A 16509-nucleotide genomic window follows, 5' to 3' on the forward strand; every position below is an offset into this window, starting at 1 on the left:
GTCGTGATGTTGCGACGACTCTGACACCGAAGCCAATGGCAGACCAGAGGGCAATTAATCAGTTTGCGAGGTGCCTTCCGCAGTTTTAAGTTTGTTTTCATAATCACGCATGACGATCTCCAGCGCGCGTAGCACCGTTCGTGCTGGTAGCTGATTTTCCTCAAGTAAAACAATCAAATCGACGGCCAGTTTGACCTCGTCCGGGGCGTTCTCTAATGACATAAATTCTCCGGGGATTAGCGGGTTAAACGCGCCAGCACGTTTTCTATTCTTGCCAGAGCATGGCGACAACGCGCCAGTCGCGCCTCGAATGCTTCTACTTCACGATGCAGTTTTTGCTGTTCTTCAAAGCCGGTAGCCTGAGCCAGACGCTCTTTGCGTTCACGCGTCATTTCAACCAGACGGCGTTCAAATTCCTGATGTTGGACCCGCTTGCGCTGCCAGCGCGCCAGACCTGGAGAAGCGCTGTCCCACTCTCGAAGGGACCAACTGGCGGTTTCACGTGAAATCGCCTCTAACTGTGAGGCAAGGTGTTCCGCAAGCCAGGTGATTTGTGGGAGTTGTTGCTGCTCAACGGCGCGACGCAGGGCAGTAAGATTATCGTCAGCCTCATCCAGACAGGCCTGCAGCAACGTGCTGCGCGTGTGAAACAGATGCCTGTCAAAGCGGGCGCTAAGCGTTGTGTGGTGCGCCAGCGGGGCGCAATGTTGTCGCAATCGGTTAAGCTGGTTTTCGAGCGTCTGTAACAGCATGGCGGTTTTCACAACAACACTCCGATGAAAATGAGAACCGTTATGCTAAAGTAGCGATTCTCTGTGTTAAGTACTCATATTATGCAACGCATTATTCTAATCATCATTGGCTGGATAGCGGTAGTGCTAGGTACGCTGGGCGTAGTATTGCCTCTGTTGCCGACGACGCCGTTTATACTGCTGGCTGCCTGGTGTTTTGCCCGCTCATCGCCGCGTTTTCACGACTGGTTGCTTTACCGTTCGTGGTTCGGCGGGTATTTGCGCCACTGGCAAAAACACCGTGCGATGCCGCCGGGAGCAAAACCGCGCGCTATTTTGTTGATTCTGGTGACGTTTGGTATTTCACTGTGGCTGGTCAATATGATGTGGGTACGCGGCCTGCTGCTGGTTATTCTCGCCTGTTTACTGATTTTTATGTGGCGGATCCCGGTGATTGATGAAAAACAACAAAAGCAGTAAAGCGCAATAATCGCTGTTGCAATTGTCTCTCACAGCCAGTAAATTCGACCGTTTTCGAGCACAGGCGCAGGTGGTCAAAGGTTAAGCAAGTGTAACCTTGGCTCTTATATAGACACAAAATCATTCAAGATTCGTCGAGGATGAAGTGTTTAGTGCGCCGTGAAGTAATACTGTATTAATCAGGCACAAACTTATGACCGCGACAGCACAGCAGCTTGAGTTTCTCAAAAATAGCATCAAAAGCATCCACGACTACCCAAAACCGGGCATTCTCTTTCGTGATGTCACCAGTTTACTGGAAGACCCGAAAGCCTACGCCCTCAGCATTGAATTGCTGGTTGAACGCTACAAAAATGCGGGTATCACTAAAGTGGTTGGCACCGAAGCGCGTGGCTTCCTGTTTGGCGCGCCGGTAGCGTTGGGTCTGGGCGTCGGTTTTGTTCCGGTACGCAAACCCCGTAAGCTTCCGCGTGAAGTTATTGCTGAGACCTATGAGCTGGAGTACGGCACCGATCAGCTGGAAATCCACGTTGATGCCATCAAACCTGGCGATAAAGTGCTGGTTGTGGACGACCTGCTGGCAACTGGCGGCACGATTGAAGCGACCGTGAAGCTGATCCGCCGTCTGGGTGGTGAAGTTACCGATGCTGCTTTTATCATTAACCTGTTTGATCTGGGCGGCGAACAGCGTCTGGAAAAACAGGGGCTTACCTGTTATAGCCTGGTTCCATTCCCGGGCCACTAATTTAGGGCTATCTTTTTTGCCATTTTGGCCCCGGTCAGTGCTCGAAATCCTCACGTACTGCGTGTACGCTCCGGTTTCTGTGCGCTGCCCGAAACCAAACTGACTGCAACGATAACGCCCGAATATAACGTGTCAACCTCGCCGTCGCTGCGAGGTTGTGTTAGCATTATCCCCCTGTGAATCCACCCTCCAGCCTTTCAGAGCCTGCCAATGAGTTATCAGGTCTTAGCCCGAAAATGGCGCCCACAAACCTTTGCTGACGTCGTCGGCCAGGAACATGTGCTGACGGCACTGGCGAACGGCTTGTCGTTAGGGCGTATTCATCATGCTTATTTGTTTTCCGGCACCCGTGGCGTCGGGAAAACCTCTATCGCCCGCTTGCTGGCGAAGGGATTAAACTGTGAAACCGGTATCACCGCTACGCCGTGCGGCGTGTGCGATAATTGCCGGGAAATCGAGCAGGGGCGTTTTGTCGATCTGATTGAAATCGACGCCGCCTCACGCACCAAAGTCGAAGACACCCGTGACCTGCTGGATAACGTCCAGTATGCGCCTGCGCGCGGTCGCTTTAAGGTCTACTTGATCGACGAAGTGCACATGCTGTCGCGCCACAGTTTTAATGCCTTGCTGAAAACGCTCGAAGAGCCGCCCGCGCACGTTAAGTTCCTGCTGGCGACTACCGATCCGCAGAAGCTGCCGGTTACTATCCTGTCGCGCTGTCTGCAATTCCATCTTAAAGCGTTGGATGTCGAACAGATTCGTCATCAGCTTGAGCATATCCTCAAAGAAGAACATATCGCCCATGAACCACGTGCACTGCAACTGCTGGCTCGCGCCGCGGACGGCAGCCTGCGTGATGCGCTGAGCCTGACCGATCAGGCGATCGCCAGCGGCGATGGTCAGGTCTCGACCGAGGCGGTCAGCACCATGCTCGGCACGCTGGACGACGACCAGGCGCTCTCGCTCGTTGAAGCGGTTGTGGCTGCGGACGGCGAACGCGTTATGGCGCTGGTAAACGACGCCGCCGCGCGCGGTATCGAATGGGAAGCGCTGCTGGTTGAGATGTCGGCTTTGCTGCATCGTATTGCCATGGTTCAGCTTTCGCCTGCCGCGCTCGGCAGCGATATGGCCGCCATTGAACAGCGTATGCGTGAACTGGCGCGAATTGTTCCGCCAACTGATGTGCAGCTTTACTACCAGACTTTGTTAATCGGGCGCAAAGAACTGCCATATGCGCCGGACAGGCGAATGGGCGTCGAAATGACGCTGCTGCGTGCGCTGGCTTTTCATCCGCGCATGCCGCTCCCGGAACCTGAAGTTCCACGACAGTCGTTTGCCCCGGTCGCACCCACTGCGGTGATGACCCCGACGCAGGTGCAGCAGCAGCCTGCACCTGCACAACAGCAACAGAATGTGCCGCTCTCCGATGCCACCAGTCAGGTGTTGGCGGCGCGTAGCCAGTTGCAACGTGCTCAGGGAGCAACCAAAGCAAAAAAGAGTGAACCGGCAGCCGCTTCCCGCGCGCGGCCGGTGAATAATGCTGCGCTGGAAAGACTGGCTTCGGTGTCGGAACGTGTTCAGGCGCGTCCGGCGGTCTCTGCGCTGGAAAAAGCACCGGCGAAGAAAGAAGCGTATCGCTGGAAAGCGACCAATCCTGTTGCAGAAGTTAAAGAAGTCGTTGCCACGCCGAAAGCGCTGAAAAAAGCGCTTGAGCATGAAAAAACGCCGGAACTGGCGGCAAAGCTTGCGGCTGAAGCCATTGAACGAGACCCGTGGGCCGCCCAGGTGAGTCAGCTCTCGCTGCCTAAACTGGTGGAGCAGGTGGCGCTTAATGCCTGGAAAGAAGAGAATGGCAACGTAGTTTGCCTGCACCTGCGTTCCACGCAGCGGCACCTAAATTCCAGCGGCGCGCAGCAAAAACTGGCTGAAGCACTGAGTTCCTTAACGGGGTCAACGGTTGAATTGACCATCGTTGAAGATGATAATCCAGCGGTGCGTACGCCGCTGGAGTGGCGTCAGGCCATTTATGAAGAGAAACTCGCGCAGGCGCGTGAGTCGATTATTGCGGATAATAACATCCAGACGCTGCGTCGTTTTTTCGATGCGGAGCTGGACGAAGAGAGTATTCGCCCCATTTGATCGTGAGCCTAATGGTTTGACGGTCGTCATCCCTTAACGTGATTGAGAGAGAAGCCTATGTTTGGTAAAGGCGGTCTGGGTAACCTGATGAAACAGGCCCAGCAGATGCAAGAAAAAATGCAGCAGATGCAGGAAGAAGTCGCCAAGCTGGAAGTGACCGGCGAATCTGGCGCGGGTCTGGTAAAAGTGACCATTAACGGCGCGCACAACTGCCGTCGCGTGGAGATCGATCCAAGCCTGCTGGAAGACGACAAAGAGATGCTGGAAGATCTGGTTGCTGCGGCATTCAACGACGCGGCGCGTCGCATTGAAGAGACGCAGAAAGAGAAGATGGCCTCTGTTTCCTCCGGAATGCAGCTGCCGCCTGGCTTTAAGATGCCGTTCTGATGCAAACCAGCCCGCTGTTAACTCAGCTTATGGAAGCACTGCGCTGTCTGCCGGGCGTTGGCCCGAAGTCGGCGCAGCGCATGGCGTTCACGCTACTTCAGCGCGATCGCAGCGGCGGGATGCGTCTGGCACAGGCGTTAACGAAGGCAATGTCGGAAATCGGCCATTGTGCCGATTGCCGCACCTTCACAGAGCAAGACGTCTGCAACATTTGCTCGAACCCGCGTCGGCAGGAAAACGGTCAGATTTGTGTGGTGGAGAGTCCGGCGGACATCTACGCCATTGAGCAAACCGGGCAGTTTTCCGGACGTTACTTCGTGCTGATGGGACACCTGTCGCCGCTGGACGGTATTGGCCCTGATGATATCGGGCTGGATCGTCTCGAACAGCGACTGGAGTCTGAGCACATCAACGAACTGATCCTGGCGACCAATCCTACGGTCGAAGGAGAGGCGACCGCCAACTATATTGCTGAGCTTTGCATGCAATATGGCGTTGAAGCCAGCCGTATCGCCCATGGCGTTCCGGTAGGCGGCGAGCTGGAAATGGTCGATGGCACTACGCTGTCGCACTCTCTGGCAGGGCGACACAAGATTAAATTCTGAACAAACGGAGGCCGCGACGGCGGCTTCCGCTTGAAATCCTTCCCGCTTGTCCCCATTTCACCCTCAACGTGTTTTTACCATTGAAAATGGCATTGTTGAGGTAGATCTACATGAAAGGACAAGAAACTCGTGGTTTTCAGTCAGAAGTAAAACAGCTTCTGCACCTGATGATCCATTCTCTGTATTCCAATAAAGAAATCTTCCTGCGTGAGCTTATCTCTAACGCCTCGGATGCGGCAGACAAGCTGCGTTTCCGCGCCCTGTCTAACCCGGACCTGTATGAAGGCGACGGTGAGCTGCGTGTACGTGTTTCCTTCGATAAAGATAAACGTACGTTGACCATTGCCGATAACGGCGTGGGGATGAACCGTGATGACGTTATCGATCATCTGGGGACCATTGCGAAATCCGGTACTAAATCTTTCCTCGAATCCATGGGATCCGATCAGGCGAAAGACAGCCAGTTGATCGGCCAGTTCGGGGTGGGTTTCTACTCTGCGTTCATCGTGGCGGACAAAGTCACCGTGCGTACCCGCGCTGCGGGCGATAAGCCGGAAAACGGCGTGTTCTGGGAATCTGCGGGCGAAGGCGAGTACACCGTTGCCGACATTACCAAAGACGATCGCGGCACCGAAATCACCCTGCATCTGCGTGAAGGCGAAGATGAGTTCCTTGATGACTGGCGCGTACGTTCCATCATCAGCAAATATTCCGACCATATCGCGCTGCCGGTAGAGATCGAAAAATCCGAAGAAAAAGACGGCGAGACCGTGGTTTCCTGGGAAAAGATCAACAAAGCGCAGGCGCTGTGGACCCGTAACAAGTCGGAAATCAAAGACGACGAATACAACGAGTTCTACAAGCACATCGCCCACGACTTCACTGACCCGCTGACCTGGAGCCACAACCGTGTGGAAGGTAAGCAGGAGTACACCAGCCTGCTGTACATCCCGTCCCAGGCTCCGTGGGATATGTGGAACCGCGATCACAAGCATGGTCTGAAACTGTACGTCCAGCGTGTGTTTATTATGGACGACGCCGAGCAGTTCATGCCGAACTACCTGCGCTTTGTGCGCGGTCTGATAGATTCCAACGATCTGCCGCTGAACGTTTCCCGTGAGATCCTGCAGGACAGCACCGTCACCCGTAACCTGCGCAGCGCGCTGACCAAACGCGTACTGCAGATGCTGGAAAAACTGGCGAAAGACGACGCGGAAAAATACCAGACCTTCTGGAAACAGTTCGGCCTGGTACTGAAAGAAGGCCCGGCGGAAGATCACGCCAACCAGGAAACGATCGCTAAGCTGATGCGCTTCGCGTCTACGCACACTGACTCCTCCGCACAGACCGTGTCGCTGGAAGACTACGTGTCGCGGATGAAAGAAGGGCAGGAGAAAATCTACTACATCACCGCAGACAGCTATGCGGCAGCGAAGAGCAGCCCGCACCTGGAACTGCTGCGTAAGAAAGGCATCGAAGTCCTGCTGCTTTCTGACCGCATCGATGAGTGGATGATGAACTACCTGACCGAGTTCGACGGTAAGGCATTCCAGTCTGTTGCCAAAGCTGACGAGTCCATCGACAAGCTGGCGGATGAAGTTGATGAATCGGCAAAAGAAGCGGAAAAAGCGCTGACGCCGTTCGTTGAGCGCGTGAAAACCCTGCTGGGCGACCGCGTGAAAGAAGTGCGTCTGACTCACCGTCTGACCGACACGCCAGCCATCGTCACCACCGATGCGGATGAAATGAGCACCCAGATGGCGAAACTGTTTGCCGCTGCGGGCCAGGCCGTACCGGAAGTGAAATATATCTTTGAACTGAACCCGGACCACGTGCTGGTAAAACGCACGGCGGATACCCAGGACGAAGCGCAGTTCAAAGAATGGGTCGAACTGCTGCTGGATCAGGCGCTGTTTGCTGAGCGCGGCACGCTGGAAGACCCGAACCAGTTCATCCGTCGTATGAACCAGTTGCTGGTGTCCTGATACCCGTAATGTAATGCCGGATGGTGCTAACGCTTATCCGGCCTACAGCATCTCGTAATAGTATGCCGGATACGGTGTTTCCACCGCCATCCGGCATTTTCTCGCCTTATTTTTAATTTTCCCACCGTTAACCGTTTCAGCGTCGGGCGTCTTTCTTGAGCCAATTGCGTGATGGTGGTATCGTTTAGCGCTTTTTAAAAAATATCGACAACCTTTAAGGGGATTTTCGTAATGCGTATCATTCTGCTTGGCGCTCCGGGCGCGGGTAAAGGAACTCAGGCTCAGTTCATCATGGAGAAGTATGGTATTCCGCAAATCTCCACCGGTGATATGCTGCGTGCTGCCGTGAAATCTGGCTCCGAGCTGGGCAAACAAGCGAAAGACATCATGGACGCCGGTAAGCTGGTGACTGATGAGCTGGTGATCGCGCTGGTAAAAGAGCGTATTGCTCAGGAAGACTGCCGTAATGGTTTCCTGCTGGATGGCTTCCCGCGTACTATTCCGCAGGCAGACGCCATGAAAGAAGCGGGCATTAACGTGGACTACGTTCTGGAGTTCGATGTTCCTGACGAACTGATCGTTGACCGTATTGTAGGTCGTCGCGTACACGCTGCTTCTGGCCGCGTTTACCACATCAAATTCAACCCGCCTAAGGTTGAAGGTAAAGACGACGTGACCGGCGAAGAGCTGACCACCCGTAAAGACGATCAGGAAGAAACTGTACGTAAGCGCCTGGTGGAATACCATCAGATGACCGCTCCGCTGATCGGCTACTACTCTAAAGAAGCGCAGGCGGGTAACACCAAATACGCGAAAGTTGACGGCACCCAGGCCGTTGCTGACGTGCGCGCAGCGCTGGAAAAAATCCTCGGCTAATTTTTTCGCGTAATAAACCTCTTATCAGGCCTGCCATTATCGCGTAGGCCTGATAAGCGTAGCGCCATCAGGCAAATTCTCGTCTTACCTCTCACAGCAATTAGTTCTTCTTTATCGCTTTTCCGCTACAATTATCAACAATTTGAATCGATAAGAGGCGGTAATGCGTCAGACGAAAACCGGTATCCTGCTGGCAAACCTCGGCACTCCCGATGCCCCAACCCCCGAAGCCGTTAAGCGCTACCTGCGCCAGTTTTTAAGCGATCCACGCGTAGTTGATACGTCACCTGCACTGTGGTGGCCGCTGCTGCGCGGGGTGATTTTACCGTTGCGTGCGCCACGCGTAGCCAAGCTGTACCAGTCAATCTGGATGGAAGACGGTTCTCCGCTGATGGTTTATAGCAAGGCACAACAGCGGGCGCTGGCAGAACGCCTACCAAATACCCCTGTCGCGCTGGGAATGAGCTACGGTTCGCCGTCGCTTGAAAGCGCGGTCGATGAACTGTTGGCAAGCGGGGTTGAACACATGGTGGTGTTACCGCTGTACCCGCAATATTCCTGTTCGACGGTAGCGGCCGTCTGGGACGAACTGGCGCGTATCTTAGCGCGTAAACGCGGTATTCCTGGCGTTTCATTTATTCGTGATTACGCCGATGACAGCAGCTACATCGATGCGCTGGCGAAGAGTGCCCGGGATTCATTTGCTCAACACGGTGAACCTGATTTGCTGCTGCTCTCCTACCACGGCATTCCGCAGCGTTACGCCGATGAAGGCGATGACTACCCGCAGCGCTGTCGCGATACCACCCGAGAGCTGGTTTCAGCGCTTGGTCTGCCGCCAGAAAAAGTAATGATGACCTTCCAGTCTCGCTTTGGTCGCGAACCGTGGCTGACGCCGTATACCGACGAAACGTTAAAAATGCTGGCGGAGAAAGGGACACAACATATCCAGGTTATGTGTCCGGGCTTCTCGGCAGATTGCCTCGAAACGCTGGAAGAGATAGCGGTACAAAACCGGGAGATTTTCCTCGAGGCTGGCGGTAAGCAATATGAGTATATTCCGGCGCTTAATGCCGCACCGGAACATATCGAAATGATGGTTAAACTGACCGATGCTTACCGTTAAAGCTGGGCTCTGAAGTAACGAGCGCCTTCCCGCAACGCATCGTCGGCGGTTTTCATCATTCGCGAATAGTGCAGGAAGGCGTGCAGCGTACCGGGGTACATTTTGTACTGGCAGGGCTGCTGATGCGCCTGCAACGTCTGGAATAGTAAGCGGCTATCGTCAATCAGCGGATCAAACTCAGCGCCAGCGATAAAACACGGTGGCACGTCACGTGTCAGATCGTTATTAAACAGGCAATAATACGGTGACTCGCGATCGTCAGCGCTACGCAGGTACGCGTTTTCGTACATCTGCAAGTCCTCGCGGGTTAACCCATCCCACGTTCCGCCCATCAGCCGTCGGCTCAGTGAATCCTGCAGGCCGTAAAGCCCATACCACAACAGCACCCCAGCCACCTTGCCGCAGACAATGCGTTTATCCCGCAGCCACAGCGCACTGGCAAGCGCCAGCATGGCTCCGGCGGAATCGCCCGCAAAACCGATATGATTCACATTAAGAGAATAGTCGCCAGCGTGCTGATGAAAATACTGGCAGACGGCGGCAATCTCTTCAATGGCTTGCGGGAAACAGGCTTCCGGCGCAAGTGAATAGTCGATACCAATTACCGTGCACTGCGTATAGCGCGCCAGCAAGCGCATAATACGGTCGTGGGTATCCAGATTACCGAGAATAAAACCGCCGCCGTGCAGATAATACAACGTTGCCAGACTATGGGGCTGCGGTGAGTAAATACGTGTGGCCACGGGGCCGCATGCGGTAGAAATAACGCATTCGCGGGTATTCATCTCTGGGGCATCGGCATTCCACAACTGCCGTTCATGAATGTAGTGTTGGCGCTGGGCCACGAAGTCATCTGCAGCGGGCCACGGAGGCAGATCGTCGCGATGAAAATTCACCACGCTTTTCATTTCATCCGAAATTCTGTCGAGTACGGGGATCTTGTTTTCCGGCTTCATAAAACGCTCCTTGTGAAGGTGAGTTATTGTAGAAATTAATCCCGTATAAACTGCGATCTCACCGTCTGATATTGAAACTTAGCGCCGCATCGCATGCGTGGCAGGGAATGTGTTACCATGCTTCGCTCAGTTAACCACCCGTAAAATCGACCATGAAATTTCCCGGTAAACGCAAATCCAAACACTATTTTCCCGTCAGCGCGCGCGATCCGTTGCTGCAACAAATTCAGCCAGAAAATGAAACCAGCGCAGCCTGGGTGGTGGGCATCGACCAGACGCTGGTGGATATTGAAGCCAAAGTGGATGATGACTTTGTAAAACGTTATGGATTAAGCGCCGGGCATTCTCTGGTGATTGCCGATGATGTCGCAGAAGCGCTCTACCAGGAACTGGTGCGTGAAAACTTGATCACCCATCAGTTTGCGGGCGGTACTATCGGTAACACGATGCACAACTACTCTGTGCTGGCGGATGACCGCTCGGTGCTGCTGGGCGTGATGTGCAGCAATATCGAGATTGGCAGCTATGCGTACCGCTATTTATGCAATACCTCCAGCCGTACCGACCTGAACTACCTGCAAGGCGTTAACGGACCGATTGGCCGCTGCTTTACGCTGATTGGCGAGTCAGGTGAGCGTACCTTCGCAATCAGCCCTGGGCATATGAATAAGCTACGGGCGGATAGCATCCCTGAATCGGTGATTGCCGGAGCGTCCGCGCTGGTGCTGACGTCTTATCTGGTGCGCTGCGAACCGGGTGAGCCGATGCCGGAAGCGACCATGAAGGCGATTGAATACGCCAAAAAGCACAATGTGCCGGTGGTTCTGACCCTGGGCACCAAATTCGTCATTGCCGATAACCCGCAGTGGTGGCAGGCGTTCCTCAAAGAGCATGTCTCTATTCTGGCGATGAATGAAGAAGAGGCCGAAGCGCTGACCGGCGAGAACGATCCGCTGCTGGCGTCCGACAAAGCGCTGGATTGGGTGGATCTGGTGCTGTGCACGGCGGGGCCGGCGGGTCTGTATATGGCAGGCTTTACGGAAGAAGAAGTGAAACGTAAAACCCAGCATCCTCTGCTCCCTGGTGCTATTGCCGAATTTAACCAGTACGAATTCAGCCGCGCCATGCGCCATAAAGACTGTACCAATCCGCTGCGCGTGTATTCGCACATCGCACCGTATATGGGCGGACCTGAAAAGATAATGAACACCAACGGCGCAGGTGACGGCGCGCTGGCGGCATTGCTGCATGATATTACCGCCAACAGCTATCACCGCAGCAACGTGCCTAACTCCAGCAAGCACAAGTTCACCTGGCTGACCTATTCGTCGTTAGCCCAGGTGTGTAAGTATGCTAATCGCGTGAGTTATCAGGTGCTGAACCAGCATTCACCGCGCCTGACGCGCGGTTTGCCGGAACGTGAAGACAGTCTCGAAGAGTCGTACTGGGACCGTTAAATCTTGTATAGGCCGGATAAGCGATAACGCTATCCGGCACGGACATTAACTGGCCGTAGCAACTTCACCTGCAGGCGGCGTTTCAATCAGCTCCAGCATGGTGCGGGCGATTTCACGCTCACCCATGACGACCTGGTTGGCGCCGCGTTCGGTAATATATTCCACCTCATCGTCATAATGCGCGCGGGCGATAATCTCAATCGACGGGCATTTCTCACGTGCGGAAGCGACAATTTCACCCGCTTCATAACCATTGGGAATGGTCAGCAGCAGCCAGCGCGCGCAATCCAGATGCGCCAGATTCATAATCTCTTCGTTGGCGGCATTTCCCAGTACCGCGCGGATCCCACGCTCGCGCAGTTCATCCACCCGGGTACGCGAGGTTTCGATCACCACCAGCGGGATCCCTGCAGCCATCAATTTCTCACCCAGCAGGCTGCCGACGCGACCAAAGCCAACCAGCAAGGCATGATTGCAGATATCCACCGGAATTTGCTTCTCTTCTTCGATGGCCTCTTCCAGCGTCTGCTCCTCCAGCGTTTCTGTTTTGGCGAGGTATTTTTCTAACACCGCAAACAGCACCGGGTTGAGCATGATGGACAGGATTGCCCCGGCCAGCACCAGATTCTGTCCGGCCTGCGGCAGCAGGTTTAACGCCATTCCCAGACCCGCCAGGATAAAGGCAAATTCACCAATCTGCGCCAGGCTGGTGGCAATGGTGAGCGCCGTGCGTTGGGAGTGACCAAACAGGCGCACCAGGAAATAGGCGGCAAGGGATTTACCAAAGATGATAATCGCCAGCGTGCCCAGTACCGCCAACGGCTGCTGGATCAGAACTAACGGATCGAACAGCATCCCGACGGAAACGAAGAACAGCACGGCGAACGCATCGCGCAGCGGCAGAGTATCATGCGCCGCACGGTGGCTTAGTTCAGATTCATTCAGCACCATACCGGCGAAGAACGCGCCCAGCGCAAAGGAGACATCGAACAGCTCTACTGCGCCAAAGGCGATACCTAAGGCGAGGGCGAGGACTGAGAGGGTAAACAGTTCGCGTGAACCGGTTGCGGCGCTGCGGGCCATAATCCACGGTACCAGACGACGACCCACCAGCATCATAATCGCGATAAACGCCACCACCTTACCGATGGTAATGCCCATATCGACGGCCAGCGAGGCGAAGCCGACATCTTCTTTTTCCAGCATCCCGGCGACGGCTGGCAGGAGAACCAGCGTCAGCACCATCATCAGATCTTCGACAATCAACCAGCCAATGGCGATTTGCCCGCGCTGGCTGTCAATGAGCTGTCGTTCTTCAAGCGCGCGGAGTAGCACCACGGTACTGGCGGTTGAAAGACACAGACCAAACACGATCCCCACCATCAGCGACCAGCCTAATACGGCTGAAAGCGCCATACCCAGCAGCGTTGCCACTGCTATCTGGGCAATCGCGCCGGGAATGGCGATAGACTTTACCGCCATCAAATCCTTCAACGAAAAGTGCAGCCCCACGCCAAACATCAGCAGAATAACGCCAAGCTCGGCCAGCTCAGGCGCGAGCTTAGTATCAGCAACAAAACCAGGTGTAAATGGACCGGCCAGAACGCCCGCTAACAGATATCCCACCAGAGGAGAAATACGCAGTTTATTGGCAATCATGCCTAATATAAAAGCGAGCACAAGGCCGCCGACAATGGTGGTGATAAGCGGGGTGGCGTGATGCATTCCGTCTCCTTTGGTTGCTGTGATGATCCTGAAAACCCAAACTACGAGTAATAGTTTATGACAATTTTAATGTTTATGTTTATGAATAATTATTGAATTTTGAAGAAAACGGGATTTTAAGAGTAAAAAAGCACGGATCGGAAAAGTACGGTGATATGTGAGAGGTAAAGGCTGATGGCTACTGCAAGTAATGACGGCCAAAATTTACTTTTGGCCGTCAGAAAATCAGGCTTTGTGTCGGTTATCAGGTAAGAATATGGTCAGTATCCCCAGAAGTGGCAGGAAAGCACATATTTTGTAGACCAAATCGATGCTGGTATGGTCGGCTATTAGCCCTAGCACCGCGGCTCCCAAGCCGCCCATGCCGAAGGCAAACCCGAAAAATAGCCCAGAAACCATGCCGATACGCCCAGGAAGCAGCTCCTGCGCGTAGACCAAAATAGCAGAAAACGCCGATGCGAGGATAAAACCAATGATCACGGTTAAAATTCCGGTCCATTCCAGCGTTGCGTAGGGTAAAACGAGGGTAAATGGCGCAACGCCGAGGATAGACCCCCAAATAACATATTTTCTGCCAATTTTATCGCCTAATGGTCCGCCAATCACCGTCCCGGCCGCGACGGCAAACAGGAAGGCAAACAGGTGAAACTGGGCGTTTTGTACCGATAATCCGAATTTTTGCATCAGATAAAAGGTGTAATAGCTGCTGATGCTCGCCATATAGAAGTATTTGGAGAAAATCAGCACCAGCAGGATGCTTACCGCCAGCACCACTTTATTGCGCGGTAACGGATTGACGATGGCGACTTTCGGTTTTCCTTTACTCATCCGATGCTGCGCGGCATACCAACGGCTGATTTGTGCCAGGACGACAATCGCTAATAACGCAGCCAGAACAAACCAGGCCACATTACCCTTACCATATGGCGCGATGATGACAGCTGCCAGCAAGGGTCCCAGAGAGCTGCCGAAGTTGCCGCCAACCTGGAAAATTGACTGCGCCAGGCCGTGACGACCGCCGGAGGCCATGCGCGCCACGCGGGATGATTCCGGATGAAATACCGAAGAGCCGGTGCCAACCAGCGCCGCGGCGAGCAACACCATATGGAAGCTGCCGGCCATAGCCAGCAAAACAAGCCCGCTCAGCGTGAAGCACATCCCTATGGGCAGCGACCACGGCATCGGGTATTTGTCCGTCCAGTAACCCACCACCGGTTGCAGCAGCGAAGAAGCAAGCTGGAAGGTTAGGGTGATCATCCCGATCTGCATGAACGTTAGCGAGAACTCTGACTGCAATAGCGGATAAATCGCCAGGATCAGCGACTGAATCATATCGTTTAGCAGATGGGAGAGGCTGATCGCTCCTAAAATGCCAAATGAGGTGCGTGCTTTAGCAACCGACGCTGACGCGCCAGCCACAGGCTGGGTTGGTTCACTTATGGCCATAGAAAGTCACTTCTGTTTGGGTTGCGATTATGAGGGTAATCTATTTTGTTATTATTACCTGACTAACATACCTGCGGAAGGTGTTTGAAGGAAGTCTCATTTCTGAAAACATTTTCGACTATTATTTCATATCATTGTAATTTCAGTCGTTGATTTTGGCTCAGGGAGAGAAATATGAAGTTTTTAAAACGGGGCGTGGCGCTGGCGTTATTAGCCGCATTTACGCTGGCAGGTCAGCCTGCACAAGCGTACGAAAAAGATAAAACCTACAAAATTACCATTCTGCATACCAACGATCATCACGGTCACTTCTGGCGCAGCGAATACGGAGAATACGGACTGGCGGCGCAAAAAACGCTGGTGGACAGTATTCGTAAAGAGGTGGCAGAGGAAGGGGGAAGCGTACTGCTGCTTTCCGGTGGCGACATTAATACCGGCGTACCGGAGTCCGATCTGCAGGATGCGGAACCTGATTTTCGTGGGATGAACCTGATTGGCTATGACGCAATGGCGGTCGGAAACCACGAGTTTGATAATCCCATGACCGTACTGCGCCAGCAGGAAAAATGGTCCAAATTCCCGTTTCTCTCGGCCAATATCTATCAGAAAAGCACTGGCGAGCGTTTGTTTAAGCCGTGGGCCATCTTTAAGCGGCAGGATTTAAAAATTGCTGTACTCGGTTTAACCACCGACGATACGGCGAAAATAGGCAACCCCGAGTTCTTTACCGATATTGAGTTCCGTAAACCTGCTGATGAAGCCAAACTGGTTATCCAGGAACTGAATATGGGTGAAAAGCCAGACATCATTATCGCGACCACCCATATGGGACATTATGACAACGGCAACCACGGCTCGAACGCCCCTGGCGATGTCGAAATGGCGCGTAGCCTGCCGGCGGGATCGCTGGCGATGATTGTAGGTGGTCACTCGCAGGATCCGGTGTGTATGGCTTCAGAGAACAAGAAGCAGGTTGATTACGTACCAGGTACGCCGTGTGCGCCAGACAAGCAAAATGGGATCTGGATTGTGCAGGCGCACGAGTGGGGGAAATATGTGGGCCGGGCGGACTTTGAGTTCCGTAACGGCGAAATGAAAATGGTCAACTACCAGCTCATTCCCGTCAACCTGAAGAAAAAAGTGACCTGGGACAACGGTAAAAGTGAGCGCGTACTCTACACCCCGGAAATAGCTGAAAATCAGCAAATGCTTTCGCTGCTGACGCCGTTCCAGAATAAAGGTAAAGCGCAGCTCGACGTGAAAATCGGTAGCGTCAATGCGCGCCTCGAAGGCGACCGAAGCAAAGTCCGTTTCGTGCAGACCAACATGGGACATTTGCTGCTGGCTGCGCAAATGGCGCGAACCAGCGCTGATTTTGGCGTGATGAGCGGCGGTGGCATCCGTGATTCCATCGAAGGCGGCGATATCACTTATAAGAGCGTGCTGAAAGTACAGCCGTTCGGAAACATCGTGGTGTATGCTGACATGAGCGGGAAAGAGGTGATTGACTATCTGACCGCCGTGGCGCAAATGAAGCCGGACTCCGGGGCCTATCCACAGTTTGCCAACGTCAGCTTTGTGGCGAAAGACGGCAAGCTTAACGATTTGAAAATCAAAGGTGAACCCGTTGACCCAGCCAAAACCTATCGCATGGCAACGCTAAGCTTCAACGCGACCGGCGGCGATGGCTATCCGCGCATTGATAACAAGCCTGGCTATGTGAATACCGGGTTTATTGATGCAGAAGTGCTGAAAGAGTTCGTGCAGAAGAACTCACCGCTGGATGCCAGTGTGTATGAGCCGAAGGGGGAAGTTACCTGGCAGTAACAGGGCGGAGTGCCGGATGGCGGT

At 53.9% G+C, this 16509-nt stretch carries 15 protein-coding genes and 1 other annotated feature; of the genes, 10 read left to right on the forward strand and 5 right to left on the reverse strand.

Translation table 11 applies throughout. The features are described from left to right. Positions 1–54: 54 nt before the first annotated feature. Positions 55–222, reverse strand: a complete 168-nt coding sequence (gene rsmS / locus OGY13_RS04160; RefSeq protein ID WP_065772037.1) for a pleiotropic regulatory protein RsmS — start codon at positions 220–222, stop codon at positions 55–57. A 14-nt stretch (positions 223–236) separates the two neighbouring features. After that, positions 237–764 (reverse strand): primosomal replication protein N'', encoded by a 528-nt coding sequence (gene priC / locus OGY13_RS04165; protein ID WP_008783968.1) that lies wholly within the window; start codon positions 762–764, stop codon positions 237–239. A 69-nt stretch (positions 765–833) separates the two neighbouring features. On the opposite strand from priC, the gene OGY13_RS04170 reads away from it, so the two are divergent. From OGY13_RS04170 to hemH, 8 genes are all read left to right on the forward strand, one after another. Then, positions 834–1211, forward strand: a complete 378-nt coding sequence (locus OGY13_RS04170; protein ID WP_008783969.1) for a DUF454 family protein — start codon at positions 834–836, stop codon at positions 1209–1211. A gap of 193 nt (positions 1212–1404) precedes the next feature. After that, complete coding sequence (gene apt / locus OGY13_RS04175; RefSeq protein ID WP_003021759.1) at positions 1405–1956, forward strand: adenine phosphoribosyltransferase; 552 nt, start codon at positions 1405–1407, stop codon at positions 1954–1956. 210 nt (positions 1957–2166) lie between these two features. Continuing rightward, positions 2167–4095 carry a DNA polymerase III subunit gamma/tau gene (gene dnaX / locus OGY13_RS04180; RefSeq protein WP_003831049.1) on the forward strand — a complete coding sequence of 643 codons (1929 nt, stop codon included), beginning with the start codon at positions 2167–2169 and terminating at the stop codon, positions 4093–4095. Further along, positions 3428–3492: a sequence feature (DnaX frameshifting element), on the forward strand. Its footprint overlaps the gene before it by 65 nt. 57 nt (positions 4096–4152) lie before the next feature. Further along, the gene (locus tag OGY13_RS04185; RefSeq protein ID WP_003021764.1) at positions 4153–4482 is read left to right on the forward strand and encodes a YbaB/EbfC family nucleoid-associated protein; all 330 of its coding nucleotides are present in this window, start codon (positions 4153–4155) and stop codon (positions 4480–4482) included. Next, positions 4482–5087, forward strand: a complete 606-nt coding sequence (gene recR, locus OGY13_RS04190; protein WP_032942553.1) for a recombination mediator RecR — start codon at positions 4482–4484, stop codon at positions 5085–5087. The genes OGY13_RS04185 and recR overlap by 1 nt, the downstream gene beginning before the upstream one ends. A 110-nt stretch (positions 5088–5197) precedes the next feature. After that, complete coding sequence (gene htpG / locus OGY13_RS04195) at positions 5198–7072, forward strand: molecular chaperone HtpG (protein ID WP_032942554.1); 1875 nt, start codon at positions 5198–5200, stop codon at positions 7070–7072. Positions 7073–7303: 231 nt separating this feature from the next. Beyond that, a complete protein-coding gene (adk, locus tag OGY13_RS04200) occupies positions 7304–7948 on the forward strand; it encodes an adenylate kinase (protein ID WP_003021773.1) in 645 nt (214 codons plus the stop codon). A 163-nt stretch (positions 7949–8111) separates the two neighbouring features. Beyond that, positions 8112–9074, forward strand: coding sequence for a ferrochelatase (gene hemH / locus OGY13_RS04205; RefSeq protein ID WP_003831052.1), 963 nt, complete (start codon positions 8112–8114; stop codon positions 9072–9074). Here hemH and aes read toward each other — a convergent pair. After that, complete coding sequence (gene aes / locus OGY13_RS04210) at positions 9071–10030, reverse strand: acetyl esterase (protein WP_213752447.1); 960 nt, start codon at positions 10028–10030, stop codon at positions 9071–9073. The two genes, hemH and aes, sit on opposite strands and share 4 nt — an antisense overlap. A gap of 152 nt (positions 10031–10182) precedes the next feature. Between aes and gsk the strand changes: the two genes are divergently transcribed. Further along, positions 10183–11487 (forward strand): inosine/guanosine kinase, encoded by a 1305-nt coding sequence (gsk, locus tag OGY13_RS04215; RefSeq protein WP_003021781.1) that lies wholly within the window; start codon positions 10183–10185, stop codon positions 11485–11487. A 45-nt stretch (positions 11488–11532) separates the two neighbouring features. Here the strand turns inward: gsk and ybaL are convergent, their stop codons facing one another. Continuing rightward, positions 11533–13212, reverse strand: a complete 1680-nt coding sequence (gene ybaL, locus OGY13_RS04220) for a YbaL family putative K(+) efflux transporter (RefSeq protein ID WP_003021783.1) — start codon at positions 13210–13212, stop codon at positions 11533–11535. Positions 13213–13437: 225 nt separating this feature from the next. Next, entirely contained in the window at positions 13438–14658 is a 1221-nt protein-coding gene (fsr, locus tag OGY13_RS04225) for a fosmidomycin MFS transporter (protein WP_003021788.1), read from the reverse strand. A gap of 174 nt (positions 14659–14832) precedes the next feature. On the opposite strand from fsr, the gene ushA reads away from it, so the two are divergent. Further along, the gene (ushA, locus tag OGY13_RS04230) at positions 14833–16485 is read left to right on the forward strand and encodes a bifunctional UDP-sugar hydrolase/5'-nucleotidase UshA (protein ID WP_128317166.1); all 1653 of its coding nucleotides are present in this window, start codon (positions 14833–14835) and stop codon (positions 16483–16485) included. The last annotated feature ends 24 nt before the right edge of the window (positions 16486–16509 follow it).

This window comes from Citrobacter sp. Cpo045 (assembly GCF_030332875.1).
Classification (GTDB): Bacteria; Pseudomonadota; Gammaproteobacteria; order Enterobacterales; family Enterobacteriaceae; genus Citrobacter; species Citrobacter portucalensis.

Excerpts from the sequence above, each read along its gene's own strand:
- aes (WP_213752447.1), bottom strand. The coding sequence starts at position 10,030 with ATGAAGCCGGAAAACAAGATCCCCGTACTCGACAGAATTTCGGATGAA.
- OGY13_RS04185 (WP_003021764.1), top strand. The coding sequence starts at position 4,153 with ATGTTTGGTAAAGGCGGTCTGGGTAACCTGATGAAACAGGCCCAGCAG.
- dnaX (WP_003831049.1), top strand. The coding sequence starts at position 2,167 with ATGAGTTATCAGGTCTTAGCCCGAAAATGGCGCCCACAAACCTTTGCT.
- ushA (WP_128317166.1), top strand. The coding sequence starts at position 14,833 with ATGAAGTTTTTAAAACGGGGCGTGGCGCTGGCGTTATTAGCCGCATTT.
- htpG (WP_032942554.1), top strand. The coding sequence starts at position 5,198 with ATGAAAGGACAAGAAACTCGTGGTTTTCAGTCAGAAGTAAAACAGCTT.
- OGY13_RS04170 (WP_008783969.1), top strand. The coding sequence starts at position 834 with ATGCAACGCATTATTCTAATCATCATTGGCTGGATAGCGGTAGTGCTA.
- apt (WP_003021759.1), top strand. The coding sequence starts at position 1,405 with ATGACCGCGACAGCACAGCAGCTTGAGTTTCTCAAAAATAGCATCAAA.
- gsk (WP_003021781.1), top strand. The coding sequence starts at position 10,183 with ATGAAATTTCCCGGTAAACGCAAATCCAAACACTATTTTCCCGTCAGC.
- rsmS (WP_065772037.1), bottom strand. The coding sequence starts at position 222 with ATGTCATTAGAGAACGCCCCGGACGAGGTCAAACTGGCCGTCGATTTG.
- ybaL (WP_003021783.1), bottom strand. The coding sequence starts at position 13,212 with ATGCATCACGCCACCCCGCTTATCACCACCATTGTCGGCGGCCTTGTG.
- recR (WP_032942553.1), top strand. The coding sequence starts at position 4,482 with ATGCAAACCAGCCCGCTGTTAACTCAGCTTATGGAAGCACTGCGCTGT.
- adk (WP_003021773.1), top strand. The coding sequence starts at position 7,304 with ATGCGTATCATTCTGCTTGGCGCTCCGGGCGCGGGTAAAGGAACTCAG.
- fsr (WP_003021788.1), bottom strand. The coding sequence starts at position 14,658 with ATGGCCATAAGTGAACCAACCCAGCCTGTGGCTGGCGCGTCAGCGTCG.
- hemH (WP_003831052.1), top strand. The coding sequence starts at position 8,112 with ATGCGTCAGACGAAAACCGGTATCCTGCTGGCAAACCTCGGCACTCCC.